At 63.5% G+C, this 26016-nt stretch carries 32 protein-coding genes; 14 read left to right on the top strand and 18 right to left on the bottom strand.

All coding sequences use genetic code 11. From position 1 onward, the window contains the following. Positions 1-12: 12 nt before the first annotated feature. The 6 genes from pal to Q9Q94_RS04065 all read left to right on the top strand — a co-directional run bounded on the left by pal (position 13) and on the right by Q9Q94_RS04065 (position 4338). A complete protein-coding gene (pal, locus tag Q9Q94_RS04090) occupies positions 13-546 on the top strand; it encodes a peptidoglycan-associated lipoprotein Pal (RefSeq protein WP_305978742.1) in 534 nt (177 codons plus the stop codon). 68 nt (positions 547-614) lie between these two features. Then, a complete protein-coding gene (ybgF, locus tag Q9Q94_RS04085; protein ID WP_305978741.1) occupies positions 615-1388 on the top strand; it encodes a tol-pal system protein YbgF in 774 nt (257 codons plus the stop codon). Next, positions 1345-2046, top strand: coding sequence for a 7-carboxy-7-deazaguanine synthase QueE (gene queE, locus Q9Q94_RS04080; protein ID WP_371929815.1), 702 nt, complete (start codon positions 1345-1347; stop codon positions 2044-2046). The genes ybgF and queE overlap by 44 nt, the downstream gene beginning before the upstream one ends. Positions 2047-2216: 170 nt before the next feature. Then, positions 2217-2897 carry a 7-cyano-7-deazaguanine synthase QueC gene (queC, locus tag Q9Q94_RS04075; protein ID WP_305978739.1) on the top strand — a complete coding sequence of 227 codons (681 nt, stop codon included), beginning with the start codon at positions 2217-2219 and terminating at the stop codon, positions 2895-2897. Beyond that, positions 2890-3306 (top strand): hypothetical protein, encoded by a 417-nt coding sequence (locus Q9Q94_RS04070; protein ID WP_305978738.1) that lies wholly within the window; start codon positions 2890-2892, stop codon positions 3304-3306. The genes queC and Q9Q94_RS04070 overlap by 8 nt, the downstream gene beginning before the upstream one ends. 126 nt (positions 3307-3432) lie before the next feature. Then, on the top strand, positions 3433-4338 hold the full coding sequence (locus tag Q9Q94_RS04065) for a prohibitin family protein (RefSeq protein WP_305978737.1): 906 nt from the start codon (positions 3433-3435) through the stop codon (positions 4336-4338). Positions 4339-4422: 84 nt separating this feature from the next. Here the strand turns inward: Q9Q94_RS04065 and Q9Q94_RS04060 are convergent, their stop codons facing one another. From Q9Q94_RS04060 to Q9Q94_RS03975, 18 genes are all read right to left on the bottom strand, one after another. Continuing rightward, positions 4423-4800 carry a YchJ family protein gene (locus Q9Q94_RS04060; protein ID WP_305978736.1) on the bottom strand — a complete coding sequence of 126 codons (378 nt, stop codon included), beginning with the start codon at positions 4798-4800 and terminating at the stop codon, positions 4423-4425. Continuing rightward, complete coding sequence (locus Q9Q94_RS04055) at positions 4797-5153, bottom strand: DUF4124 domain-containing protein (protein WP_305978735.1); 357 nt, start codon at positions 5151-5153, stop codon at positions 4797-4799. The genes Q9Q94_RS04060 and Q9Q94_RS04055 overlap by 4 nt, the downstream gene beginning before the upstream one ends. Further along, positions 5150-5533 carry a hypothetical protein gene (locus Q9Q94_RS04050; RefSeq protein ID WP_305978734.1) on the bottom strand — a complete coding sequence of 128 codons (384 nt, stop codon included), beginning with the start codon at positions 5531-5533 and terminating at the stop codon, positions 5150-5152. Before Q9Q94_RS04050 ends, Q9Q94_RS04055 begins: the two co-directional genes overlap by 4 nt. Before the next feature lie 88 nt (positions 5534-5621). After that, entirely contained in the window at positions 5622-6167 is a 546-nt protein-coding gene (locus tag Q9Q94_RS04045) for a hypothetical protein (protein WP_305978733.1), read from the bottom strand. A gap of 20 nt (positions 6168-6187) precedes the next feature. Then, a complete protein-coding gene (locus Q9Q94_RS04040) occupies positions 6188-6919 on the bottom strand; it encodes a YiiX/YebB-like N1pC/P60 family cysteine hydrolase (protein ID WP_305978732.1) in 732 nt (243 codons plus the stop codon). 84 nt (positions 6920-7003) lie between these two features. After that, complete coding sequence (locus Q9Q94_RS04035; protein WP_305978731.1) at positions 7004-7315, bottom strand: helix-turn-helix transcriptional regulator; 312 nt, start codon at positions 7313-7315, stop codon at positions 7004-7006. A gap of 91 nt (positions 7316-7406) precedes the next feature. Further along, a complete protein-coding gene (locus Q9Q94_RS04030; protein WP_305978730.1) occupies positions 7407-7940 on the bottom strand; it encodes a DUF2628 domain-containing protein in 534 nt (177 codons plus the stop codon). An 84-nt stretch (positions 7941-8024) separates the two neighbouring features. After that, a complete protein-coding gene (locus Q9Q94_RS04025) occupies positions 8025-8921 on the bottom strand; it encodes a hypothetical protein (RefSeq protein ID WP_305978729.1) in 897 nt (298 codons plus the stop codon). A 133-nt stretch (positions 8922-9054) separates the two neighbouring features. Continuing rightward, entirely contained in the window at positions 9055-10275 is a 1221-nt protein-coding gene (locus Q9Q94_RS04020; RefSeq protein WP_305978728.1) for a glycoside hydrolase family 5 protein, read from the bottom strand. A gap of 232 nt (positions 10276-10507) precedes the next feature. Further along, positions 10508-11455 carry a lipoyl synthase gene (lipA, locus tag Q9Q94_RS04015; protein ID WP_305978727.1) on the bottom strand — a complete coding sequence of 316 codons (948 nt, stop codon included), beginning with the start codon at positions 11453-11455 and terminating at the stop codon, positions 10508-10510. A 16-nt stretch (positions 11456-11471) separates the two neighbouring features. After that, positions 11472-12098: a lipoyl(octanoyl) transferase LipB gene (gene lipB, locus Q9Q94_RS04010; RefSeq protein ID WP_305978726.1), complete on the bottom strand. Its 627-nt coding sequence runs from the start codon at positions 12096-12098 to the stop codon at positions 11472-11474. Next, positions 12095-12364 carry a YbeD family protein gene (locus tag Q9Q94_RS04005; protein WP_305978725.1) on the bottom strand — a complete coding sequence of 90 codons (270 nt, stop codon included), beginning with the start codon at positions 12362-12364 and terminating at the stop codon, positions 12095-12097. Before Q9Q94_RS04005 ends, lipB begins: the two co-directional genes overlap by 4 nt. A gap of 245 nt (positions 12365-12609) precedes the next feature. Then, positions 12610-13626: a septal ring lytic transglycosylase RlpA family protein gene (locus tag Q9Q94_RS04000; protein WP_305978724.1), complete on the bottom strand. Its 1017-nt coding sequence runs from the start codon at positions 13624-13626 to the stop codon at positions 12610-12612. Between the two features lie 24 nt (positions 13627-13650). Beyond that, on the bottom strand, positions 13651-14784 hold the full coding sequence (rodA, locus tag Q9Q94_RS03995; RefSeq protein WP_305978723.1) for a rod shape-determining protein RodA: 1134 nt from the start codon (positions 14782-14784) through the stop codon (positions 13651-13653). After that, positions 14777-16681: a penicillin-binding protein 2 gene (gene mrdA, locus Q9Q94_RS03990; RefSeq protein WP_305978722.1), complete on the bottom strand. Its 1905-nt coding sequence runs from the start codon at positions 16679-16681 to the stop codon at positions 14777-14779. The genes rodA and mrdA overlap by 8 nt, the downstream gene beginning before the upstream one ends. A 22-nt stretch (positions 16682-16703) precedes the next feature. Next, entirely contained in the window at positions 16704-17225 is a 522-nt protein-coding gene (gene mreD, locus Q9Q94_RS03985; RefSeq protein ID WP_305978721.1) for a rod shape-determining protein MreD, read from the bottom strand. After that, positions 17225-18241, bottom strand: a complete 1017-nt coding sequence (gene mreC / locus Q9Q94_RS03980) for a rod shape-determining protein MreC (RefSeq protein WP_305978720.1) — start codon at positions 18239-18241, stop codon at positions 17225-17227. Before mreC ends, mreD begins: the two co-directional genes overlap by 1 nt. A gap of 102 nt (positions 18242-18343) precedes the next feature. Then, on the bottom strand, positions 18344-19387 hold the full coding sequence (locus tag Q9Q94_RS03975) for a rod shape-determining protein (protein ID WP_305978719.1): 1044 nt from the start codon (positions 19385-19387) through the stop codon (positions 18344-18346). 148 nt (positions 19388-19535) lie between these two features. Between Q9Q94_RS03975 and gatC the strand changes: the two genes are divergently transcribed. The 8 genes from gatC to Q9Q94_RS03935 all read left to right on the top strand — a co-directional run bounded on the left by gatC (position 19536) and on the right by Q9Q94_RS03935 (position 25998). Beyond that, complete coding sequence (gatC, locus tag Q9Q94_RS03970) at positions 19536-19823, top strand: Asp-tRNA(Asn)/Glu-tRNA(Gln) amidotransferase subunit GatC (protein WP_305978718.1); 288 nt, start codon at positions 19536-19538, stop codon at positions 19821-19823. After that, a complete protein-coding gene (lpcA, locus tag Q9Q94_RS03965; RefSeq protein WP_305978717.1) occupies positions 19823-20407 on the top strand; it encodes a D-sedoheptulose 7-phosphate isomerase in 585 nt (194 codons plus the stop codon). The genes gatC and lpcA overlap by 1 nt, the downstream gene beginning before the upstream one ends. Beyond that, positions 20404-21879, top strand: coding sequence for an Asp-tRNA(Asn)/Glu-tRNA(Gln) amidotransferase subunit GatA (gene gatA, locus Q9Q94_RS03960; RefSeq protein WP_305978716.1), 1476 nt, complete (start codon positions 20404-20406; stop codon positions 21877-21879). Before lpcA ends, gatA begins: the two co-directional genes overlap by 4 nt. A 111-nt stretch (positions 21880-21990) precedes the next feature. Beyond that, on the top strand, positions 21991-23079 hold the full coding sequence (locus Q9Q94_RS03955; protein ID WP_305978715.1) for a phosphonoacetaldehyde reductase: 1089 nt from the start codon (positions 21991-21993) through the stop codon (positions 23077-23079). A gap of 49 nt (positions 23080-23128) precedes the next feature. Further along, the gene (locus Q9Q94_RS03950) at positions 23129-23695 is read left to right on the top strand and encodes a hypothetical protein (RefSeq protein WP_305978714.1); all 567 of its coding nucleotides are present in this window, start codon (positions 23129-23131) and stop codon (positions 23693-23695) included. A gap of 215 nt (positions 23696-23910) precedes the next feature. Beyond that, entirely contained in the window at positions 23911-24789 is an 879-nt protein-coding gene (locus Q9Q94_RS03945) for a class I SAM-dependent methyltransferase (protein ID WP_305978713.1), read from the top strand. Beyond that, positions 24786-25406, top strand: coding sequence for a LysE family transporter (locus Q9Q94_RS03940; protein ID WP_305978712.1), 621 nt, complete (start codon positions 24786-24788; stop codon positions 25404-25406). The genes Q9Q94_RS03945 and Q9Q94_RS03940 overlap by 4 nt, the downstream gene beginning before the upstream one ends. Position 25407: 1 nt before the next feature. After that, complete coding sequence (locus Q9Q94_RS03935) at positions 25408-25998, top strand: hypothetical protein (RefSeq protein ID WP_305978711.1); 591 nt, start codon at positions 25408-25410, stop codon at positions 25996-25998. Positions 25999-26016: the final 18 nt, after the last annotated feature.

Below are 26016 nucleotides of genomic sequence, written 5' to 3'. Positions count from 1 at the left end.
GAGAAAAAAGCCATGAAGAAGTCCCTTGTTGTTGCCGCAACCCTTGCCGCCCTGCTGGCCGCTTGTACCACCGCACCGGTCGAACCGGCCAAGACTGAAGCCCGTACGGCTGACCAGTCCGCCAAGTCCGACATCAAGCCTGTTGCTGCACCGAAGACGGTTGTGGCAGATCCGTTCAAGGATGCTGACGCCCTGAACAAGATCGAGCTGCTGAAGAAGCGCAGCATCTACTTCGAATACGACAAGTACGATATCGCGCTGGACTACGTGACCGTGATCGAAGCCCACTCCAAGTACCTGAAGGCCAACCCGGCTGCCAAGGTGCTGATCCAGGGCAATGCTGACGAGCGCGGTTCGCGTGAATACAATCTGGCCCTGGGTCAGAAGCGCGCTGAAGCCATCTACACCAACCTGAAGCTGCTGGGCGTGCAGGAAAAGCAACTGGAAGCCGTGTCGCTGGGTGAAGAAAAGCCCAAGGCCACTGGCCACGACGAAGCCTCCTGGGCTGAAAACCGTCGCGGTGACCTGGTTTACGGCGCCAAGTAAGCGATTGTTTGCTCGTGTTTGACAGAGCGGACCCGTGGGTCCGCTCTCCTCATTTCTGGAGAGTCATCTTGAAACTGCATGCTCTGTTCCTCGCCTTGCTGTTGAGTTCGTCCCTGCCTGCACATGCCGGCCTGTTTGACGATGAAGAAGCGCGCCGTCGCATTGACCAGATCAAGCAGGAAGCCGATGCGCGCATCCAGAAGGTAGAGTCGTCCACCGACGCAACTTCGCGTGCCCAGCTGGAGCTGAACAACCAGCTCGAACGTACCCGTCAGGATCTCTCGCAGATCCGCGGCCAGGTGGAATTGCTTGCCAACGATGGCGAGCAGGCGCAGAAGCGCCAGAAGGATTTCTACATTGATCTGGATAACCGCCTGCGCAAGATCGAAGCGCTGGTTGCCCAGCTCACCCAGGGCCAGACTGCCGCTCAGTCTGCTCCCGCTGCGACCGAGACCAGAGTGGATCCGGCGCAGGAAGCCAAGGATTACGAAGCCGCCATCAACACCCTGCGTGCGGGCAAGCACGTGGATGCTGTCGCTGCCTTCAAGCAATTCATCAAGGCCTGGCCGAAGAGCGCCTTTCAGCCCGGCGCGCACTTCTGGGCGGCATCTGCCTTGCTGCAGGCTCGCGATTTTGAAGGCGCCAAGGAGTATTACGCCAAGCTCGTGAGCATCTGGCCGGACGATACGCTGGCCCCGGATGCGCTGCTCGGTCAGGCCAATGCCGAGACCGAAGCCGGTGCCGCCAAGAGCGCCCGGGCCACGCTGGAAAAGCTCGTCGCCAGTTACCCGAACAGCGATGCGGCCAAGACGGCCAAGCAGCGTCTGGGCAAAAAGAAGTAAGCCGGTGAGCAGTACAGCATCGCGCCTGCGCATCAGCGAGATTTTCCATTCCCTGCAGGGCGAGTCCACGCGCGTAGGCTTGCCCACCGTGTTCGTGCGCCTGACCGGCTGTCCGCTGCGCTGTGTGTGGTGTGATACCGAATATGCCTTCAGCGGCGGCGAGATGCGCGGGCTGGACAGCATCCTCGCCGAGGTGGCAGGGCATGGCGCGCAGTACGTGTGTGTCACCGGCGGCGAACCGCTGGCGCAAAAGCCCTGCCTCGAACTGCTGCGTGCGCTGTGCGACGCGGGCTACTCGGTGTCGCTGGAAACCAGCGGTGCGCTGGATGTGAGTGGGGTTGATCCACGCGTCTCAAAGATCATGGATCTGAAGGCCCCCGGTTCCGGCGAAGTGGCGAAGAATCTGTGGAGCAACCTCGCCCACATCACCGCCAGCGACGAGATCAAGATCATCCTCGCCGACGAGGCCGACTATCTGTGGGCCCGCGAAATCCTGCAGGAACACGCGCTGAGCGGGCGCTGTACCGTGCTGCTCTCGCCCGTCAGTGGCAAGCTCGATCCGCAGGATCTGGCGGCATGGGTCCTGCGCGACCGCCTGCAGGTGCGCATGCAGTTGCAGATGCACCGCATCATCTGGGGCGACAAGACGGGCGTTTAAGCCGGCCTTCGGGTATTGCCCCGAGACCCGCTCCCGGCGGGCTTCTCCAGCCCGCCTGCCTGCACAGGTCCGCCCCGGGCGGCTCTTCAGGCAGCGCGTCGCCTAGCGGCGGGCGCCGCGAAAGGTGGATAATCCCGCCCTGTTTCCAGAATTTTCAAGGCCGTTCCCTCATGTCAGCTCCCCGTGCCGTAGTCCTGCTCTCCGGCGGACTCGATTCCGCCACCTGCCTCGCGATTGCCCGCGCGGAAGGTTATGAAACCTATGCACTGTCGGTGGCTTATGGCCAGCGTCATGCGGCCGAACTGAATGCCGCGACGCGGGTAGCCGCGGCCCTGGGTGCGAAGGAACATCGCGTCGGCCACGTCGATCTGGGGCAGTTCGGTGGCTCGGCGCTCACCGACGCCAACATCGCGGTGCCGACCACCGGCGTGGAGGCAGGCGGCATCCCGGTCACCTACGTGCCGGCACGCAACACCGTGATGCTTTCGCTGGCGCTGGGCTGGGCTGAAGTGCTCAAGGCCAACGCGATCTTCGTCGGCGTCAATGCCGTCGATTACTCCGGCTATCCGGACTGCCGCCCCGAATTCATCGCCGCTTTCGAAACGATGGCCAATCTCGCCACCAAGACCGGCGTGGAAGGCCTGAAGCTCTCTATCCATGCGCCCCTGATTCACCTCAGCAAGGCTCAGATCGTGCAGCGCGGTACCGCGCTGGGCGTTGATTACGGCATGACGGTTTCCTGCTATCAGGCCAATGACGAAGGCCATGCCTGCGGTCAGTGTGACGCCTGCCGCCTACGCCGCGCCGGCTTTGAAGCCGCAGGCCTTGCCGATCCGACACGCTATGCCTAAGCACTGGCTGGCCGTTCTGCTGCTTGCCGTTTGGGCCAGTGCCCACGCGGAAGCACCTGCTCCATTCAGCACCGACGGCTGCAGCGAATTCCCCGACGGAACGCCGAGCCAGAAAACGCTGTGGCGCGACTGCTGCGTGGCACACGATCTGGCGTACTGGGCCGGCGGCTCGTACGCCGAGCGCATGACAGCCGACCGGGAGCTGGAGCGCTGTGTCGGCGCGGTTGGCGAACCGGCGATTGCGGCGCTGATGCTGGCCGGCGTGCGCGTGGGTGGCTCGCCGTTCTGGCCGACACGTTTTCGCTGGGGGTATGGCTGGCCCTGGGGGCGCGGCTACAAGGCGCTCAGCCATGAAGAGCGCAAGCAGGTGGAGGCCCTGAGCCCCAAACTGAACCTCGGCGCCCGCTGAGCGACATTCCCGGCGCAGCCCCACCTCCTGTCGTCGTGGCTGGTCTGCAGCGCCTGACGCAAGGCACAATGCATTCGGCTGTCATTCATATCGTCATTGGCGCCGTCATTTCTCAGGGGAATCTTCATGGGCCGCTATACCACCGACACCAATCGCCTCAACCTGTCCGCCGTGCTGCGCGACGCGGGCATTGGCCTTGCCGTACTGATCCTGCTGTTGTGGGCCAATCCCTTCAATTCGGTGCCGACCGGCACGCGCGGGGTGATCACCCAGTTCGGCGCGATCAAGGGCATCGAACCCGAGGGTCTGGTCTTCCTGCCTCCCTGGCAGAAGCTTGCCGTCTTCAACATCCGCGCCGAGGAAGCCACCATCGAGCATGCCGAAGGCAGCACCAGCGACACCCAGCCGGTCAAGGTCAGCATGACGGTGCGCTACAGCATCGCCACCGACCGGGTCGCTGAAGTGTACGAAAAGTATTCGCACGACGGCAACCTGTCGTCCTACGTGCAGACCGCCACCCAGGAAATCTTCAAGGCCGTTACCGCGCGCTACACCGCGCCGGAGCTGATCAGCCAGCGCTCCAAGGTCTCCAGCGACATCAACACGGCGCTGAAGGAGAAGCTCGCCCTGTATGGAGCGAATGTCATCAACATCGACATGCGCAACTTCGCCTTCTCCGACACCTACATGGCGGCGATCAACCAGAAGGTGACCCAGGAGCAGCTGCGTCTGGTGGCCGAGAACCAGCTCAAGACCGTTGAAGCCGAGCAGAAGCAGAAGGTGGCGATTGCCGAAGCTGAAGCGGCCGCGACCCGCGCCAAGGCCGATGGCGAGTCCTACGCCAACCTGAAGATCGCCCAGGCGCAGGCCGAGGCGCTGAAGGTGCAGAACGCCGCACTGGTGCAAAGCAAGGAAGTGCTGGAGCTGCGCCGCATCGAGGTCGAGAAGATCAAGGCCGAGCGCTGGGACGGCAAGCTGCCCGAGCACATCTACGCCGGTGCGCCGATTCCCTTCCTCAACGTCAGCAAATAACGCCACGCAGCACCTGCCCGCAGATCCTCTTCAGGCGCGGCTCTGCGGGCAAGCCTTGCGCACAGGTAGGCGGGGCGCGCTTCTTCAGGCAATCGCCCCGTCGACGTAGTACCAGCGCCCCTCTTCACGCACGAAGCGACTGATTTCCTCCAGCCGCTCGGCCCGCCCGCCGACCCGGCAGCGGGCGATGAAATGCACCGTGCCGTGGCTTTCATCCTGCAGGGCCGCGCCAAGGATCTGCAGGCCAATCCATTTCGGCTGCGGCGGAGTGATGACATCCAGATCGGCAGGTCGGGTCGAGGCGTGCCAGCTCGCCAGCAGATAATCACCCAGCCCCAGTGCAAAGGCGCTGTAACGCGAGCGCATCAGCGCCTCGGGGGTCGGCGCGGCAGCGCCGGCATGGTAGCGTCCGCAGCAGGCGGAATACGTTGCGGGCAGGCCGCAGGGGCAGGGCGACTTCATTTTGCGCCGGTCGCCTGATCGATGGCGCGCTCGGTGGCAAGCTGCTGGATCGTCACACCCGGTGGCAGTTCCTTCTTCGGCGGTTCGGGAATCTTCGCGGCCGGCACCATGCTCATCGTGCCCTTGTCCGCCACCGGCTCGGCCTTCACCCCTGGCGGTGGCTGCGTACCGTAAGTGATCTGGCCCCTGGCGTCTTTCCAGCGGAACAGTTGGGGGGCGGGCGTCATCACTTCGGGCAGAGCCAGCGTTCCGGTGGCAAGCTGCGTCAGCCGTGGCAGCAGACCGGCATACCAGGCCACGCCGGCCAGCGCCGCGAGCAGGCCACCCAGACGCAGCCACTTCACGCCGCTCATTCCACCGCCCTGATGGCTGTCACGAAATACTGCGTTTCGCCGAAACAGCTGCTCGGCACGCCGATGTGCTGTTCATAGGTCAGGGTGACGCGCTTGCCCATCAAGGCGTTGATCTGCGTGGCCACAGCGTCGTCACGTACGCTGAAAGTGAAGATCTCGGCCGGCTGGCCTGGCAGGTTCACCAGCGCCAGATCGCCCTCCCAGGTCTTGCACACCCAGCCCTTGCGCGAAAACTTCTGCACATAGCCAGCACGTTCACCGTCCGAATAGTCATAGCTCAAGGACAGCCAGGTGTACGCCGCAGCAAGCAGGACGACGACGGCGAGAATCGCGCCAAGGATGATCAGGGCGGCCGCGCCGCGTTGTCGGGGAATGCGCATGGGATGGGCTCCGGTGATATTCGGCGCAAGTATAACTGCAGCGTGGCGACGAACCGGTGACCGGCTGCAGGGATGCGTCGGGCGGGCTTCAGTCCTGAGCACTGCACCAGCGTCGCCACAGCCAGAACGCTGCCCACACCATGACCGCGAGGCCAATCAAGCGGGTGAATCCGCCCAGGCTTGTATCCCGGGCTAGCAGGCCCCAGCGGCCCCAGATTTCCGTCCAGTCATGCTCACCACCCACCAGTGGCAGCAATTGTGCGCGCGCATCCGCCATGTAGCGTCCGACATTGAGCAGGTTCTCGCCGAACCATGCCAGTGAAACCGCCCAGCCCGTGGCATGACGCTGGCGCCGGAAATGCAGCGCAAATGCCAGCGGGAAAGCCAGCTGGAACAGGGTGCCGCCGTACACCATCAGGCGTTCCGACAGCAGGCCGATCAGAGGATGTCCCGCTTCGTGGATGGCCAGATTGGCGTTATCCAGCAGGAAGACCCAGCGATCTTCTGTCAGGAAATGCTGCCAGAGGACATAGGCAAGCAGCAGGAGCACGAAGCCAATCTCGATGCCGGAGACCGGACGCCAGTCCTCCGCTTCAGTGTCAGGGTCGCTTTCGCCGGGAGATTCGTCGCGCATGCAGGGATGTTAGCGCTTGCTCAGTGCGTTTCCCGGAAAAAATTGCTGACCGAGGCGCCCGGTTCGCGAGGCTGCGGCTGGCTGGCGTCGTAGATCGTTGCGAGTTGCGCACTGACGAGCTGGCTGGCCGGGGTGACGGTTTCGCGCTGCCAGGGGATGCGCCCCAGATACCAGATGCGCCAGAAGGCCAGCGGTGCGTCCGGGTTGCTCTTCAGCAAAGCCTCGAAATTGCTGACCTCACCGACCTCCTCCCCGGTGGCTGCGCGCAGGCTTTCATAGACCAGTTTGGAGCAGAACTGACGTGAGGAATGCAGATTGAAGCCGAGGTCGTACCAGCGCCCCATGCGGGCACGGGCGGCTTCGGCCAGAAGGTTTTCCTCGTCGATGCTGAGCGCATGCACCGGGCGGCGCACCGCAACATAGCCGGCCTCTGAACGCCCGACGAAACGCGAGAGCGGGGTGATCACGGATTTCGGCACCTTGCTCTCGGCCACCAGCGGTTCGGCGCCGGTGGTGTCGATCACGATGCCGACATGGTTGCTCCAGCTGCCGCTGGCATCCGCCACCTTGCGCAGCAGATAGTAGGGCTCGCGGGTGAACACCACATCGCCGACCTGCAGGTTGCGCACCACCTCATCCGGCAGACTCGCACGGCGGACGAACAGGGCGGCGTGCAGATCGTTCAGCCCCAGCAGACCAAGCGGTGAAAGCAGCAGGATGGCCGCAAAACGACGCCAGTGTTTGCCTTGCATGGAAAGTCTCCTTGAGTCGAAATATCGAAACATATCGTTACGTTAAGTCAAATAAAGCCGGCGGTCTGCCGGCTGCGGTGTGTTTCAGGCGTTCTTGTCTAGATACTCCGCCACACTGGCGAACACCTCGGCGAGCAGTGGCTTGTTCACCCAGAAATACACTTCCTTGCCGATCTTCTCCGAGCTCAGTACGCCCGCCTCGCGCAGGATCTTCAGGTGGTGCGAGACGGTCGAGCGAGCCAGCGTCGACACCTCGGCGATCTGTCCGACATTGAGTCGCTCAGCCGGCGAGAACGTCAGCAGGATGCGCTGGCGATGCTCGTCGCCGAGCGCCACGAAAACAGCCGCCATGCTCTGCCAGGCGGGAGGGATGGCGCGGGAGTAGTCCTTGTTCATATATCGAAAGATATCGATATGTTATCGCGTCTGTCAAGCCGGAAATGAAAAGGCGGCCCGCAGGCCGCCCGGGAGTGCTTGCCAGCAGGGCTCAGAAGTCGCCGATGAGCATCATCAGACCGAGAATGACCGCCAGCAGCAGCACGGCAAAGCCAATCGCAGCACCGACACTGGTGCCGCCCTGGCGGGCAAGTTCGGCGTTGATCTGGGCAGGGCTGCCGTGAGCGCTGATCTCACGGATCTTCTGCTCGACATGGAGTTTGTACAGGTGATTGCCAAACATGCCGAAACAGACCGCAAGCCCGATATTGACGCCGCTGGAAATTGCCTGAGGCAGATTGAGCATCATCTCTAACACGGTTTCCACCGAGATTGCGGCGATGAAGATTCCGCAGTACTTGTACATCTTGCGGTAGGCCATCCATGCGAAACCCAGGAAGAAAGCCGATAAGTTCCACGACTGGATGCTGCCCTTGCGCTGTGCTTCTTCCCACTTGCGCGTGTAGTACGCGTATTTCTTGCCGATGAAGGTTTCCAGCGCCTGATCGCCGTTCAGGGCTTCAGATTGCGGGGTGCTGCCATCGAGTTCGGCTTTGGGAGGCTGGTAGGGATTGGTGCTGTCCATGATGGGTGCGTACGCAGAAGTGGTGAAGGGGCCGATTCTGGCATGCTGCAGTACATGGCGTCCAGACAGCCTATGCGAATGTAATCAGCCTGGTTTCTGGCAAGATCGGAAGCTGGATGCCTGCAGGATATCGAACGCTTCGGTGGGCGCATCGGAGCTCTGTTCGATGCGCTGCGCCAGGTCCGCCACGTGCAGCAGGTTGCGGGTGAGCACCCAGCGGTAGTGGCTGATCACCGGGTTGGCTTCGAGCAGGTAGAAATTCTCGGCACGCTGATTGGCCGGAGCGCCGATCAGGCCGACGCCGGGCAACAGGCTGGCACCGAGCTGGCGCAATGGGGCCAGACCATCGCTGGCCGTGGCAGCGAGCCAGATGCGCCGGTCGGTCTGGTTGCCCACCCAGGTTTTCGGACTGGGGTTGAAGGCCCAGGTTTCTGCAACCAGTCGCCGTGTTTCGGCATGCTTGGTGACATGCACCGCCAGCGCGCCGCCGAGTGAAAAACCGGTGACGACCAGACGCACCGTGCGGTACTCAGGGCGCGCCGCCATCTTTTGCAGATAGCGGCGAGCGAGCGTGTATTGACGGGTGTCGTCACCGAAGTTGGTGGTGTCCCAGTCGGCGTCATCATTCGAGCCGCTGAAGGCGATCACGAGTTCCTTGACCTGTCCGCCCGGCGCATCCAGCAGCTCGAAGCTGCTGACTTCAAAGCCGGAGCGATCACGGCGCGGGCGATCCACCTCGCGCAGGCGGGCGGGTGTGGCGAAGTGGTAGGCACGCCCTTCCGCATTGTTCTTCTGCAGCGCCAGCGCGGCGGCCATGGCGTACAGATAGCCGCGCTGCGCCACCTTCAGGTGTTGCGCGTCAAAGGGTTTGGCGGCCGGGTCGAGAAAGCGTTCCGCACACCAGAATGCGGTGCTGGCCTGTGCTGCCGGCAGGACGCTGGCAAGCAATACAACAAAACAGATCAATAGACGGTACAGCATGGGGCAATGATGTGCGGCAGGAAGGCGGCAATCTTAGTCGAGTTCCGCACCGGATCCGTTGCGGAATGAAAAACGCCCTCTCCTTGCAGGAAAAGGGCGTGCTTGCGGAAAGAGCTGGATTGCCTGTGCCGCTTCAGGGCAGGAAGGGCGTCAGCCAGCTCATCTGCGGGCGGTCTGCGCCATTCGGTTCGAGGGTGAACATGTAGTCATTCCACCACGGGCCGGCGGCCCACCAGGTCCAGCCGACCCAGACGCTGGCGTTGTCCTTCAGGTGCTGCAGCTGACCGGTGATCGCAGCCTGGCAGGTCGTGTTGTTGGCGCCGGCTAGCTCACCGAGGAAGCCTTTCCTGCCATTGCTCTTGAGCCAGGCGGTGAAGGCGGCGAGACGCTCGGCGCCGATGGTGCTGCTCACGCAGGCACTGTTGGTGCCGGAGCTGTCGCTGTCCAGATACTGGTGGACTTCGTACACGTAGTTGTTGCCCGAATCCACGATCTTGAGCATCTCGGTGGCGTTGTCGGTGGTGGTCCAGCTGTGCGCTCCGGTCCAGTGATTACCCGGCACCAGAATCAGGTTGGTGGCCCCTGTGGCGCGGATCGCGGTGATGGCCGCATTGGCGTTGTCGACCCAGAGGCTGGTGGACATGTCATGCGGCTCGTTCATCAGGGCGAAGATGACCTTGCTGTTGCCCTTGTAGCGGGTCGCCAGACGGCTCCAGAAATCCGCAAAGTGGGCCTGGCTCACGCTGGAGCCGGCGGCTCCGATGACGTTGTTGCCGTTGTAGCGGGCGTAATTGTGCGGATCGAGCACAACATAGGCGCCTTTGCTGGTGGCATAGGCGACGAAGCTGTCCATGTAGCCTTGCCCTGTGCTGTCAAACGCGCCGCCCAGGGTGCGTTGCAGGCGCTCCCAGCGGAAGGGCAGGCGCAAGGTGTTCATCTTCTTGCCGACGAAGTAATCCACTTCGGCGTTGGTCGGGTAGGTATAGGTGGTGTTGTAGGTGCCCGGGAATGTCCCGTCACCCCATACGCCCGCGCCGAACTCGGCTACGGCAAGACTGACTCCCCGGTAGGACAGAGCGCTGCCGCCGCCCGAAGACGAGGAGCTGCTGGACGACGAGCTTGAGGATGAGCTGCTCGAACTGGAAGACGAGGAGCTGCTGGAGGAAGAAGACGAACTGCTGGAACTTGAGGAGCTGCTTGAAGAGGATGAGGAGCTGCTGGAACTCGACGACGAACTGCCGGAGCTCGTGCCTGTGCCGCCATCGCTGCCACTCCCACCGCCACCCCCGCCGCAAGCGGCGAGTGTGCTCAGACTCAGTGCCAGTACCCACCCGCGCGCATGCAATCCCGTCATTTTTGCCTCGTCAGTTTGATTTGTTCAGCCAAGGCGGCATCAAACTGGGAAGTGTGCAGACTGACAAGGTTTACCCTGACCCAAGTAAGTCTTTGTCTGACAAGCGTGAAATTCATCACGCTCTATTGGCAAGCCTGAACTGGCTGGAGAGCCGCGCGGGATGAGGCTCTCCAGCATGCCTTGCCGGGGAGCAAGGCGGGGTGCGGCTTCGCAGGAAGCTGTTGTTTTCCTGTTAAACGCCTGCGCCCTGCGCCTGCTGATCTGCCCAGTAACTGGAGCGGACCATCGGACCACAGGCGGCGTTCTTGAAGCCCATCTTCAGCGCTTCGGTCTCGAACATCTTGAAGGTCTCGGGCGTGACGTAACGCAGCACTGGCAGGTGGCCGCCGGAGGGCTGCAGGTATTGGCCGATGGTGAGCATTTCCACGTCGTGGGCGCGCAGGTCGCGCATCACTTCCAGAATTTCCTCGTCGGTCTCGCCCAGCCCGACCATCAGGCCGCTCTTGGTCGGCACCTGCGGATGCATGGCCTTGAACTCTTTCAGCAGCTTCAGCGAATAGGCGTAGTCCGCGCCGGGGCGCGCCGCCTTGTAGAGACGCTGCACGGTTTCCATGTTGTGGTTCATCACGTCCGGCGGTGCCTGGTTGAAGATTTCCAGTGCGACTTCCATGCGGCCGCGGAAATCCGGCACCAGTACTTCGATCTGGGTGCGCGGGCTGGCGGCGCGGGTTGCCTGGATGCATTCAACGAAGTGTGCAGCCCCGCCGTCGCGCAGGTCGTCGCGGTCCACCGAGGTGATCACCACGTACTTGAGGCGCATGGCGGCGATGGTTTGTGCCAGTTCTTTCGGCTCATCCGCATTGAGCGGTTCGGGGCGGCCGTGGCCGACGTCGCAGAAGGGGCAGCGGCGCGTACAGATGTCGCCCATGATCATGAAGGTGGCCGTGCCCTTGCCGAAACATTCGTGGATGTTGGGGCAGGAGGCTTCCTCGCACACGGTGTGCAGCTTGTGGTCGCGCAGGGTGTCCTTGATCTCGTTGAAGCGCGCGGTTTCTTCGGCCGTGCCGAGCTTGATGCGGATCCACTCGGGCTTCTTGAGCTTTTCGGCCGGCACGATCTTGATCGGGATGCGCGCGGTTTTGTCGGCGCCACGGAGTTTCTTGGGGTTGTCGGTGCTCATCGGGGGACTTTCTGTTTTATCGCGCGAGGGGGTAGTCGCGTTCGAGGAGTTCGGTCAGGCGAGTCGCCAATTGTGCCAGCACGGCGTCGGTCGTGACAGTCGCCCCTTCTTCTTTCAGGCTGGTGCTGCGCAAGCCTTCGTAGCCGCAGGGGTTGATGCGCAGGAAGGGGGCGAGGTCGAGATCGACGTTGAGTGACAGGCCGTGATAGCTGCAGCCGCGGGCGATTTTCAGGCCCAGCGCGCCAATCTTGGCGTCGCGCACATATACGCCGGGAGCGCCTTCGTGGCGTTCGGCGGTGATGCCGTGGCTGGCCAGCACGTCGAGCATGGCCTGCTCCATCAACGTGACCTGTTCGCGTACCTTGAGATTGCGGCGGGCCAGGTCGATCAGCAGATAAACCACCGCCTGACCGGGGCCGTGATAGGTGATCTGGCCGCCCCGATCGATCTTCACGACCGGCACTTCGCTGGGGATCAGCAGATGCTCCGGCTTCCCCGCCAGGCCCAGGGTGTAGACCGGCTGATGTTGCAGCAGCCACAGCTCGTCCGGCGTGTCGGGGCCACGTTCGGCGGTGAAGCGTTTCTGGGCCTCGAAGGTCGTGACGTAATCGACGCTACCCAGCGGCCGGTGCACAAGGCTCACAAGACAACCTTCACCATCGGGTGCGAGGAGAGTTCGCGGTACAGGGTGTCGAGCTGGAGCTGCGAAGTGGCGCGGATGGTGCAGGTCAGCGACAGGTAGTTGCCGGCCTTGGAGGGGCGCATTTCCAGGGTGGCCGGGTCGAAATCCGGGGCGTGCACGAGGACGACGGCGACGATGGTCTGGGCAAAGGCGTCGTGGCGCGCACCCATGATCTTGAGCGGAAAATCGCAGGGGAATTCGAGCAGGCTGGTGCGTTCTTGAGACATGAATCGGGTCCGGTGCCAGCCGTGGAGGCCGGCTGATTTCTTGGCATATTGAGGCGCGCCCTCAGACTTCAAGAGTTGCGTCGCTCAGCCGGGATTATCCGGCAAATCGGCGGGGAAGCCTGCTGGAAATGCACAGTCCCGAAGATCCGCGTGCGGCGGGCATCTGCAGGTCAGGTGTCTGGAGAGGTGCATCCAGCCTCATTCTGCAGCGTGATGCGCTGAAGAGGCTCGTCCGGTGCGGCTCTTCAGCGGGTCACCACGAAAGGCTGAACCCGGATCGCCGCGGCGATCCGCTCGCCCACGCCACGGGCCTCGCTGGCGCTGGCAAACGGGCCGACGTGCAGACGGTACTTGTCGCCGATCAGGCGGGTCTGGACGGCGTGTTGCAGCCATTTGAGTTCGCCCTGTACGTAGTCGCGGAAGCTGTCGGCGTTTGCACTGGAGGCGAAGGCGCCAAGCTGCAGGAAAATGCCGCTGTCGACATTCGCCGGGCTGTCCACTGTGGGTGCGGCAGGTGAAGGGGCGACGGCAACTGCGGCCGGGGCCGATGCGCTGGCGCTTGGCGGAGCCGGCTCGGTTTCAGGCGTGGCAGGGGCGGCGGCGATCAGGCTGTCCAGCTCATCCGGCACGATCAGATCGACCTGCAGGCGCGCACTGCCCTGATTCACGTAACCGAGCTTCCAGGCCGCGGCATACGAGAGGTCGATGATCCGGCTGTGCAGGAAGGGGCCGCGGTCATTGACGCGCACCACCACGCTGCGGTTGTTGGCCAGATTGGTGACGCGGGCGTAGCTCGGGATCGGCAAGGTCGGGTGCGCGGCGGTCATGCCGTACATGTCGTAGCGCTCGCCGCTGGAGGTCTTGGCGCCATGGAATTTCTTGCCGTACCAGCTGCCGATGCCGGTCTGGCTGAAGGGCTGAAGTTCCTTCAGCGGTGTGAAGGTCTGGCCCAGTGCGGCGTAGGGGCGCGTGTTGGCGGCACGGATCGGTTCGACGCGCGGTACTGCATCGGGGATGTCGGCAAGATTTGGCGGGATGTTCTCGCCGGGGCCGTCATCCTTGTAGAAGCCGCCACCTTTCTGGGTGGTGACGGGCGGATTCAGCACGCCGGGTGCCTGCGCAGCGCCTGCTGGCGCGGGTTTCGAGGCTGGCTGGCTGGAGCGTGGCTCTGCGGGCCGCTCGTAGGGCACGGTGCTGCAAGCGGCAAGCAGGGCGCCGCTGCACAGGCAGGCGATGAAACGCAGGCGTTGGGTGGCTCTCATGTCATCCCTTTCCCGAATCCGGCATCAGCGTCGGCGGCGGTGCTGCTGAACGCTCATCAGGATGCCGATGCCCAGACACAGGGTCACCAGTGCGGTGCCGCCGTAGCTCACCATCGGCAGCGGCACGCCGACCACGGGCAGGATGCCGCTGACCATGCCCATGTTCACGAAGGCATAGGTGAAGAAGATCATTGTGACCGAACCGGCCAGCAGGCGTGCGAACAGGGTCGCGGCGTTGCTCGCGATCATCAGCCCGCGGGCGATCAGCAGGCAGTACAGGATGGCGATGATGAGCACGCCGGCCAGGCCGAACTCCTCCGAGATCACGGCGAGGATGAAGTCGGTGTGGCGTTCGGGCAGGAAGTCCAGATGGGTCTGGGTGCCCTGGCGCCAGCCCTTGCCGAGGAAGCCGCCGGAGCCCACTGCAATCGTTGACTGGATGGTGTGGAAGCCTTTGCCGCGCGGGTCGGACGAGGGATCGAGCAGGGTGCACACGCGATGTTTCTGATAGTCGTGCAGGCCTGGCCAGTTCACCTCCGGTGCGCAGATGTCGGTCTGGAAGATGATGACCGCGACGACCGCGGCAATGCCCAGCACGCCCACCGGGATGATCAGTTTCCACGACAGCCCGGCAAAGAAGATTACGAAAACCCCAGCGCCCAGCACCAAGATGGCTGTGCCCAGATCGGGCTGCGCCGCGATCAGGCCGACCGGCATGGCGAGCAGCAGGGTGGCGATCAGGAAGTCGCGCACCTTGAGGGCGCCTTCGCGTTTCTGGAAATACCAGGCCAGCATCAGCGGCATGGCGATCTTCATCAGTTCCGAGGGCTGGATGCGCATCACGCCCAGATTCAGCCAGCGTCGCGCGCCCTTGGAAATGTCGCCAAACAGGGCCACACCGATCAGCAACAGCACGCCGAGCACATACAGCGGCAGGGCGAAGCTGTGCAGGCGTGGTGGCGGCTGGCTAGCGATGATCCACATGACGCCCAGGGCCACGATGATATTGAGGATGTGCGCGTTCATGCGCTCGGGCGAGGCGCTGAGCATCATCAGGTAGGCGCAGGCCATGATGCACAGGGTGACCCCCAGCAGGAAGGGGTCGATCGGGCGCACCAGACGCAACAGGAACAGGCGCAGATCGGTCAGGTTAATCATGGGTGTGGGCGTCTTCCGGGTCAGCGTCGGCATCTTCCGGTGCCGCTCCGGCGGGTTTTACGCCGAGCAGATAATAGTCCAGCACCTGACGCGCAATCGGCGCGGCGGCGGCGGCACCGAAACCGCCGTTTTCGACCAGCACGGCCAGCGCGATCTTCGGGTCTTTCGCCGGAGCGTAGGCGATGAACAGGGCGTGATCGCGCAGGCGCTCGTGGGTCTCGCTTTCCTTGTACTTGCCGCCCTTGAGCGAGAACACCTGGGCGGTGCCGGTCTTGCCGGCGGCTTCGTACTTGGCCCCGGCAAAGGCGCGCGCGCCGGTGCCACCCGTCATCACGCCGACCATGCCGCGGCGGATCACGTCGAGATGCTCGGGCTTGAAGCCCAGATCCGCCACCGGCGTCGGCTCAACCACGCGACGCTGGCCGGTCTGGGCGTCCACCACGTACTTGACGATGTGCGGCTTGAACATGATGCCGCCCGCCGCAAGGGTGGCCGTGGCATGTGCCAGCTGCAGCGGGGTGTAGGCGTTGTAACCCTGGCCGATGCCGATGGAGATCGTTTCGCCGGCGTACCACTTCTGCTGTTCGGGTTTCTTGAAGCGTTTTTTCTTCCAGGCCTGCGAGGGCAGCACACCGGTAGATTCGCCCTCGATGTCGATGCCGGTGCGCGAGCCGAAACCCAGTTTGCCCATGAAGTCCGAGATCAGGTCGATGCCCATCTCGTTGGCCAGGGTGTAGTAGTAGGTGTCGCAGCTGACCACGATGGACTTGACCATATCCACCATGCCGTGGCCGCCGACCTTGTCGTCGCGGAAGGTATTGTTGCCGAAGACGAAATAGCCCGGGTCGGCAATCGCCACGTTGGCGGCCCGTTTGCCGGTGACCAGCGCACCCAGCGCCATGAAGGGCTTGAAGGTCGAGCCGGGCGGATAGGCGCCGTTCAGCGCCCGGTTGATCATCGGTTTGTCGAGCGAGGTGTTGAGCACATCCCAGTTGTCCGGGGTGATGCCGTCGACGAACAGGTTCGGATCGAAGCGCGGGGTGGATACCAGCGCAAGCACCCCGCCGGTGCCCGGCTCGATGGCAACCAGGGCACCACGGCGGTTGCCGAAAGCCTGTTCGGCGATGCGCTGCAACTCGGCATCCATCGTGAGCTGCAGGTTGTTGCCCGGTATCGGCGGCGTGCGCGCCAGCGAACGTACGGCGCGGCCGGAAGCGTCCACCTCGACCTGCTCGAAACCGGTAATGCCGTGCAACTCCTTCTCGTAGCTCTGCTCCAGCCCGGTCTTGCCGATGTGTTCGGTGCCCCGGTAATTGGCCGCCAGATCTTCGTCATCCTCGATCCGGGCCATTTCCTTCTGGTTGATCCGGCCGATGTAGCCGATGGCATGCGAGGCAAATTCGCCGAAGGGATACTGGCGGAACAGGCGCGCCTTGATGTCCACGCCGGGGAACTTGTAACGCCGGGCGATGAACTTGGCGACCTCCTCGTCGGTGAGGCGGGTGCGGATTGGCAGCGACTCGAAGTTCTTGCTCTCTTCGAGCAGCTTGCGGAAGCGCTTGCGGTCCTTGGTCTGGATGTCGATGAACTCGGCCAGTTCGTCGATCGTGTCTTCCAGGTTGCGCACCTTCGACGGCGTGATTTCCAGTGTGTAAGCCGAATAGTTGCGGGTCAGCACCACGCCGTTGCGATCCATGATCAGGCCGCGGTTGGGCACGATGGGCAAGAGCGAGATACGGTTTTCTTCCGCACGCGTGGCGTAGTAGTCGTAGCGCACGATCTGCAGATACACGAAACGCGCCACGATCAGGCTGAAACCGACGAGCACGAACACCGCCGCCGCTGCCACACGGGCGCGGAAACGCGAGAGTTCCTGTTCAGGGGCTTTGAGTTCCATGCCTGGGGAGCGAATCCACTACCTAAAGTGGTCGGTTCTCGTCACGGTCAATCGGACGCATCTGGGGCAGCAACAGCAGGTAGTACGTGGGCAACCACAGTGCGGCCGTCGTGAAGCAGGTGAAGAAATATTCCCAGCCGGGGAAGCGATGGCCTGCCAGCAGGCGCAGGATCAGCATGACGACCTGCACCATCAGGAACAGCGGCACCATGTGCAGGGCCTGGGCCCCTGGCGAGAACCACAGCAGGCGGCGTGAATTGACGATGGAGGCCCAGGCCAGCAGCACATAGGCCGCAGCATGCTGGCCCATGACCGCACCATGCACCACATCCACCAGGGTGCCGACGATGAAGGCGGTGCCCATGCCGACACGGTGCGGCTCGCGTACACACCAGAAGGCCAGCACCAGTGCGACGAAATCCGGCACGGCGTAGAAGCGGCCAACCGGCACGAAATTCAGACCCAGTGCCACGATCAGGCTGAGGGCTACAAAGCTGATGCGGACTGGCAGGAGCAGGCGCGAAGAACGATGGGTCGCTTGCATCAGGGCTCCTTGCGTGCCGGGCTGGCTGCCGCGGGCGGGGCGACGCTCTGGGCCGGCGCAGGGGCACTGGCCGGTGTCGGTGCAGAGGCAGGCGCCTCGGCCTTGTTCTGGCGGATGCGGCCACCCGAGGCGCGGCGCGGATCAATGCTGTCGTCGTCGGCCGGACGCTGCGGACGTGGTCCGGTGCGCGACAGCACCAGCACCGGGCCGTTGCGCTCCACGCTGCCGGTCGGTCTGCACAGGATCCGGGCGAAAGATTCGGCACTGTCGCGGGTCACCTTGAGCACCGTCGCCACTGGCAGACCCGGAGCGAAGACTCCATCCAGCCCCGAGGTCAGGATGCGGTCGCCCGGCTTCACCTCGGCGTTGGCGGCGAGGAATTTCAGTTCCATCAGGCCATTGCCGGTGCCGAACATCACCGCACGTAGCCCGCTGCGTTCAACGATGACCGGGATCGCCTGTTCCTTGTCGGAGAGCAGGGTCACTTCGGCATGCAGCGGAAACACGCGGGTGACCTGACCGATCACGCCGAGCGGATCAACCACTGGCGAGCCCGGTTCGATGTCCTGCTGGCCGCCCTTGTTCAGGATGACCTTGCGCGAGAAGGGGTCGCGTGCGGTGAAGATGATTTCTGCTGCCGTGCTGCGCACCTTGAGCGATGCCTGCATGGCCAGCAGGCCGCGCAGCTCGATGTTCTCGCGCTGCAGCTGCTCGGTAAACAAGACCTGGCTGGCCATATTGAGCTGCTGGGTCTTCAGCCTCTTGTTTTCGCGCTGCACGCTGATCAGACCGCTGAAATAGTCCGAGGCATTGGAGACGAAATCTGCCGGTGTAGCCGCAGCAATCTGCAACGGGTAGGTCAGAACCGACAGGGCCTGACGCAGGGTTTCGAGGTAATGCAGGCGCAGATCAGCCACCAGCAGGGAGAACGACAGGGCCAGATAGATCGTCAGGCGTGCTGCCGGAGGCAGGCCGCGCTTGAAGAATGGGGGAGTCTGGTGATCGTGGGAGGCCATGCGTCAGTGCTGCGTCACATGTGAAACGTGATACGTGAAATACGGCAATGCGCCTTGCGGCGCATTGCTGGTTGCATACAAGAAACCTGAGCGCGACACCGCTTACTCGGAAGCGAAGATCGAACCCAGCTTGTCCATGCGCTCCAAGGCCAGACCGGAGCCGCGGACCACGCAAGTCAGCGGGTCTTCGGCGACGATCACCGGCAGGCCGGTTTCTTCCATCAGCAGGCGGTCCAGGTCGCGCAGCAGCGCACCACCACCGGTCAGCACCATGCCGCGCTCGGCGATATCAGCGCCCAGCTCCGGCGGGGTCTGCTCCAGACCGATCTTGACGGCCGAGACGATCGAGTTGAGCGGATCGGTCAGGGCTTCGAGGATTTCGTTTGACGAGATCGTGAAGGAGCGCGGAATGCCCTCGGCCAGATTCCGGCCCTTGACTTCCATTTCGCGCACTTCGGAGCCCGGGAAGGCCGAGCCGATGGTCTTCTTGATCGATTCGGCGGTGGTTTCGCCGATCAGCATGCCGTAGTTGCGGCGGATGTAATTGACGATGGCTTCATCGAAGCGGTCACCGCCCACGCGCACCGAGCCTGCATACACCATGCCGCCCAGCGAGATCACGCCCACCTCGGTGGTGCCGCCACCGACGTCGACCACCATCGAGCCGGTTGCATCAGCCACCGGCAGATCGGCGCCGATGGCTGCGGCCATCGGCTCCTCGATCAGGTAGACCTGTGAAGCGCCCGCGCCCAGTGCGGATTCGCGGATTGCGCGGCGTTCCACCTGGGTCGAGCCACAGGGCACGCAGATGATGATGCGGGGTGATGGTGAGAACATCCGCGAGTCGTGCACCTTCTTGATGAACTGCTTGAGCATCTGCTCGGTGACGGTGAAGTCGGCGATCACGCCGTCCTTCATCGGGCGGATCGCCGTGATGTTGCCCGGGGTCTTGCCCAGCATCTGCTTGGCCGAGTGGCCGACGGCCTGGATGGTCTTCTTGGCGTTCGGGCCGCCTTCGGTGCGGATCGCCACGACGGAAGGCTCGTCCAGCACGATGCCCTTGCCGCGCACGTAGATCAGGGTGTTGGCCGTGCCAAGGTCGATGGCCAGGTCATTGGAGAAATAGGAACGCAGAAGTCCGAACATGTGTAGAGGCACCTCTCTGTGACAGACCCGAACACCACGTTCAGGCCCGAGCAAACCGGGAACAGGAATAGCCCTCTATGTTACCCTATCCCGTTGTTTCCTATGCACCCACCTGACGGTGGGTTTTGTCTCGCCGAGGCCCGCAATCATGTCTCTCTCGCTGGAACAGGTCGACCGCATCGCCCGGCTCGCCCGCATCGAACTCACCCCCGCTGACGCCGAGGCCACCCAGGCCAAGCTCAACGGGATTTTCGGCCTCATCGAAGCGATGCAGGCCGTGGACACCACCGGCGTGGCGCCGATGTCGCACCCGCAGGACGTGGTGCAGCGTCTGCGCGCCGATGCCGTCATCGAATCCGACCGCCGCGCAGCCTATCAGGCCGTGGCGCCCGAGGCCGAAGCCGGCCTCTATCTCGTGCCGAAAGTGATTGAATGATGAGCCGACTTCTACAGCACCTGCAGGAAGGCCATGACCTGCTGACTCGCGTTCTGGCCGACAAAGCCCTGCTCGCCGAGGTCGACAAGGCTGGCGACATCCTCGTCAATTGCCTCAAGGCCGGTGGCAAGATCCTCTCAGCCGGCAACGGCGGCTCGCATTGCGACGCCATGCACTTCGCCGAAGAACTCTCCGGCCGCTACCGCGACAACCGCCCGGCGCTCGGTGCGCTGGCGATTTCCGACCCCTCGCACATCACCTGCGTGGGCAACGATTACGGTTTCGAGTTCATCTTCAGCCGTCAGGTCGAGGCGCTGGGCCGTGCCGGTGACGTGTTCTTCGGCATCTCGACCTCCGGCAACTCCGCCAACATCCTTGCCGCCGCCAAGGCCGCCAAGGAACGCGGCATGCAGGTCATCCTGCTGATGGGCAAGGACGGCGGAAAAATGAAAGGCATTGCCGACGCCGAAATCATCGTGCCGTACTTCGGCTACGCCGACCGCATCCAGGAAATCCACATCAAGTTCATCCACTCCCTGATCGACCACGTCGAAATCGGGCTCGGCTACGTCGACGCAAAATGAGCATCCAGACCTTGAAATCGCTGGCCGATGCGCTGGCGCAAAAGAAGACCTCCAGCCGCGAGCTGGTGACCGACTACCTTGGCCGCATCGAAGCGCAGAACGCTGCGATCAACGCCTTCATCACCGTCGACCGGGATGGCGCGCTGGCTGCAGCCGACGCTGCCGACAAGGCCATTGCTGCCGGTTCGGCGGGCCCGCTGACCGGCCTGCCGATCGCCCACAAGGACATCTTTTGCACCGAAGGTGTGCTCACCACCTGCGGTTCGAAGATGCTTGCCAACTTCGTCAGCCCCTATGACGCGCACGTGGTCAGCCAGCTCAAGGCCGCCGGTGCGGTCAGCCTGGGCAAGACCAACTGCGACGAGTTCGCCATGGGCTCGACCAACGAGAACTCGGCTTACGGCGCGGTGAAGAACCCGTGGAATCTGAGTCGCGTGCCCGGCGGCTCTTCCGGCGGCTCGGCGGCTGCCGTGGCGGCCGGCATGATCCCCGCCGCCACCGGCACCGACACCGGCGGCTCGATCCGTCAGCCCGCCGGCCTGTGTGGCGTCACCGGCATCAAGCCGACCTACGGCACCGTCTCGCGCTACGGCATGGTGGCCTATGCCAGCTCGTTGGATCAGGGCGGGCCGATGGCCCACACGGCAGAAGACTGCGCACTCCTGCTGAACCACATGGCCGGTTTCGACAGCCGCGATTCGACCAGCCTCGAACGCGCCAGGGACGATTACAGCGCCCAGCTGAACCAGCCGCTGAGCGGCCTGCGCATTGGCTTGCCGAAAGAGTACTTCGGCGACGGTCTGGCGGCAGACGTGCGCGCAGCCATCGAGAACGCACTGGCCGAGCTACGCAAGCTCGGTGCCAGCACCGTCGAAGTCAGCCTGCCGAACACACATCTGGCCATCCCGGCCTATTACGTGATCGCACCGGCTGAAGCCAGCTCCAACCTCTCCCGTTTCGATGGCGTGCGTTACGGCCACCGTGCCGCCGAGTACCGCGAGCTGATCGACGCCAAGACACCTGCACTGGACGCGATGTACCTGCGCAGCCGCGCCGAAGGCTTCGGCGCCGAAGTGAAGCGCCGCATCCTCGTCGGCACCTACGTGCTCTCGCATGGCTACTACGACGCCTACTACATCAAGGCCCAGCAACTGCGCCGCCTGATCGCCGAAGACTTCAAGCAGGCACTGACACAGTGCGATGTCATTGCCGGACCGGTTGCCCCGACCGCTGCCTGGGGCATCGGCCAGATGGCCGATGATCCGGTGCAGATGTACCTGGCCGACATCTACACGATTGCCGTGAATCTCGCCGGCTTGCCGGCCCTGTCGACCCCGGCCGGCTTTTCAGGTGACAATATGCCGGTTGGTTTGCAGCTGATCGGCAATTACTTCGGCGAAGCACGCTTGCTGAATGTCGCTCACCAGTTGCAGCAAGCCACCGACTGGCATCTGCGCCGGCCGGACCGGTAAACGCCCGGCTCTTCCGCCGTTGTGGCCCTTCGACGGGCCCGGAGAGGCCTGGCGCATGCCTAACGTGGATGGCCGGCCGAACCCGGCCCTGCAACACCGAAAGGGATGAGCATGGGGCAATTCCAGTGGCACAACCCGGTGCGCACGGTCTTCGGGATCGGTGCACTGGACAGGCTTCCCGAGCTGGTCGGGCGGCGTCGCGTGCTGCTGGTGACTTTCCAGAGTGCCCATGCCTCCGGTTTGCTGGCACGGATCAAGAGCCTGCTTGGTGAGCGCATCGTCGAGGTGATCGACACCGTGGCAAGTCGCCCCGAGCTTGCCGACATCGTGCCGGTGCACATGCGCATCTGGGAAGAGCGCAAGGCCGAAGTCATCGTCGCCGTGGGCGGCGGCAGCGTCATCGATTTCGCCAAAGCCCTGTGCTGCCAGCCCGAATCCGGCCATTTCCTTGATCTGCTGACGCATGCCACCCCGGTCGTACGGCGCCTGCGAGTGATCGCCGTGCCGACCACGGCCGGCACCGGCAGCGAGGCCACTCCCTTTTCGGTGCTGTGGGACACGCGCGACCAGAATCAGGCCAAATACACCCTGAACAACTCGCGGCTGTGGCCCGAGGCCGCGCTGATCGATCCAGAGCTGGCCATGAGCCTGCCCAAGGTGGTGATGCGCAATTCCGCACTGGACACCCTGTCGCATGCGCTCGAAGCCATCTGGAACGTGAATGCCAGCCCGATGAGCGACATGCTCGCCGTCGACGCCGCGCGCACGGTGCTGGCCAAGCTGCCGATCGCCTGGCGCTTCCAAGGCAACGTCAAGGCGCGTGTCGAGCTGGCCCGCGCCGCCTGGCAGGCCGGCATGTGTCTGTCGCAGACGCGCACCGCGCTGGCCCATGCGATGTCCTACCCGATCACCCTGAGCAAGGGCATTCCGCACGGCCTGGCTTGTTCCTGGTCGCTGCCCTGGGTCTGGCGTCAGGCCACTGGCAACGACCCCGACCGCGACCGCGTGCTCGCCCAGATCTTCGGGCCGGAAGAAGCCGAGCCGATCGATCGGCTCGAAGATTTCCTGCACAGCCTCGAAGTCTCCACCGAGCCCTCCTTCTGGGGGCTGACGGATGGCGACATGGCGCGCATGGCCATCGACTATCTGGCCAAGACCAAGGGCCACAACTTCATTTCCAAGGGTTTGCGGATGCCGTGAGGGGGCAGAAGCGCGTCACGGCCGTGAATTTGGGTGTCAGGGAGGCTTTATGGGGTCATATCTGCAAAGTGTTTGTCGCTTCATCGGAGCGGACTCCGGTGGGGAGTGCACCGGCTGGGTACAGGCATTGGCGAGCGTAGCTGCAATACTCTTTTCCTTGGTCATTGTGCTTGTGCAACACTGGTTTGACCTGCGCAGCGCGAAGCTTCTCGCGCGGGATGAGACGCTACGCGCTTTCGACAAGCCTGCATTATTCATTGAACGAGCGTGCTCCTTGGCGGAGCGGTTGCCTGCTGCCGACTTGGCGAGCGACGTCTTTCGAGAGGTACTGAAGGTGTGGTCAGGGGGGCGCGCTGACGAAATCGTCGCTGCTTTGCGGCAATTTGGCGTTTCCGATTTGCCTCGGGCCCAACTAATCGTTTTTGTTGACCAAGCAATCGACTTGTTGGAAAAGTGCAAAATTCTCGATGAGAAGCTCAAAATTGAGTTGCAGTACGACACAACGGCGCTTGATCCAGAAGTAATTTCGCTTGCCGGGAAAACCCGTTTGCGTGCCGTTAAATTGCGGGAAGAGGTCTCCTCGTTGAGGAGGCAGATACTGAAGGGGCAGGCCTGACGCGATGACGGGTTGTCACTGTGCATCAAACCCACTCTACCTGTTTTGAAGTGTCGCCCGAAGACACGCACCTGGTGGCCTTCTCCGGGCATGCTGCTCCGGGAGCCGCGCGGGGCGCCGGTCTTCGGTGAGGGGGCTTGCGTCGGGCCGTCGGTGCTGGCTCGCAGGGCAAAACGGGGATAATCTTCCCCGGCCTCCACTCTTCACGCGCAGCCATGCCCAGCCTGACCTTCTTCAAATATCTCGTCTGTGAAGCCTTTTCGCGCACGCCACCGCCGCGCGAGCCGGAGCCGGCGATGCTGATGGATGATCCGGCGCAGGTGGCGGCGTTTGCGCGGGCCGGGCGCGAGGACGGGGTGATCGGTCAGGTCTATCTGCTCAATACGGCGCAGCTGTGCGAGCTGATCCGCCCGGGGGACAAGGTGGTGGATCTGGCCTGTGGCCCGGCGACCCAGCTGGCGCAGGTGGCGCGCCTGAATCCGCAGGCGGAATTTCTGGGCATCGATCTGGCGCCGACGATGCTTGCCGATGCCGCGGCGCATATCGCGCAGCAGGGGCTGGGCAATGTACGTTTCGCGCTGGGCGACATCACGCAGCTGAGCGGGCTGGCGGATGCTTCGGCCGATGTGGTGATGTCCACCTTCTCGCTGCACCACCTGCCGGATGTGGCGGCGTTGGGGCGCTGTTTTGCCGAGATCCGGCGCATCCTCAAACCCGGCGGGCGGGTGTATCTGTCCGACTTCGGCCGCCTCAAGCGCCCGGCCACCATGCATTTCATGGCGTACCGTCATGCGGTAGAGCAGGGCGAGATGTTCACCACCGATTATCACAATTCGTTGCGCGCGGCCTTCAGTGTGGCCGAACTGCAGGCGGCCCTGCCGGCGCTGGGGCCGGGTCTGCGCCTTTACCATTCGCCGCTGGCAGCCTTCATGGTGATCATCCGTTCGCCGGCGCAGCGTGCATTGCCCAGCGCCGCTCATGCCGGATTGAAGGCCCTGTGGCGGTCGCTGCCGGCCTTGCAGCAGGATGAGTTTGAAGAATTGCGGCGTTGTTTCAAAATCAAGCAACTGACCATTCCTGCCTTGCACACATGACTCTGCACACATGGCTGGCTTTCTTTGCTGCCGCCTGGATCATCAGCCTCTCGCCGGGGCCCGGTGCCGTGTCGTGCATGGCGGCCGGGCAGCGGCATGGCTATCGCCGTGCGCTGTGGAACATTTTCGGTCTGCAGCTGGGCGTGTTGCTGCTGGTGGGCATCTGTGCCGCCGGGCTGGGCGCCGTGCTGGCTGCCTCGCAGACCCTGTTCGTGGGCATCAAATGGTTCGGCGTGGCGTATCTGCTGTGGCTGGGCGTGCAGCAATGGCGCGCGCCGGCAACCCCGATGGAGTTGGGCGCCGATGAGCCGCACGACCGCTGGGGCATGGTGCTGCGGGCCTTCCTGATCAACGCCAGCAACCCCAAGGGCATCATCTTCATGCTGGCGGTGCTGCCGCAGTTCATCGACCCGCATGCGCCGCAATGGCCGCAGTACGGCATCTGCGCGCTGACCCTGCTGTTTACCGATGTGGTGGTGATGAACGGCTACACCTTGCTCGCCGCCCGGGTGCTGCGTGCCCTGCACGACCCGCGGCATATCCGCTGGCTCAATCGCGGTTTCGGCAGCCTGTTCATCGGCGCCGGGCTGCTGCTGGCTGGCTTCAGAAGGAGCTGAGATGCGCAAACTGTCATGGCTGTTGGGTGTGAATCTGATTCTCCTCGGCGGCTGTGGCAGTTCGCCGCCAGCGGAAGCGCCGGCCACGCCCACAGCTCAAGCCCGGCCGGCACCTGCTCCGGAAGCCGCTCCTGACAAGGCTTCCAGCGGGGCTGCCGCGCAGCCCCAGATTCCGCGCGGCAAACCGGGCAGCCTGCTCGCCAAGGTAGATCGGGCGCGGCTCTCCGCGCAGGTGCAGCAGGCGCCCAAAGCCATCAACATTCGCCATCGCTGCTCGTTCCGCAATGAAACCGGCTACAACGGCAGCACCCACATCGAAATTGCCAACAACGAGGTCAAGGCGCTCAGCACCAGCATCCAGGTGCCGCTGTACGGGGGTAGCTGCAGTTTCGAGGGCTCCGGTTTCCGCCAGACCGCCCGTACGCCGTCGATAGAGATGCGCCATGCCGATGGCTGCACCGTGCGGATCTGGACGCAGGGCCCGCAACTCACGGTGTCCTACTCCAAGTGTGCGGCCCGCTGCAGCAACCCCGAGGTGTTCAAGTACATCTGGCCGGTGCTGATCGACCAGCCCAGCGGCAAGTGTGATTAGGCTATCCTTGCCGCTTGC

The sequence above is a fragment of the Uliginosibacterium sp. 31-16 genome, assembly GCF_030730865.1.
In the GTDB taxonomy this organism is placed as follows: Bacteria; Pseudomonadota; Gammaproteobacteria; order Burkholderiales; family Rhodocyclaceae; genus Uliginosibacterium.
The sequence above is the reverse complement of the archived record's forward strand: the minus strand, read 5'-3'. Positions and strand labels throughout refer to the sequence as shown.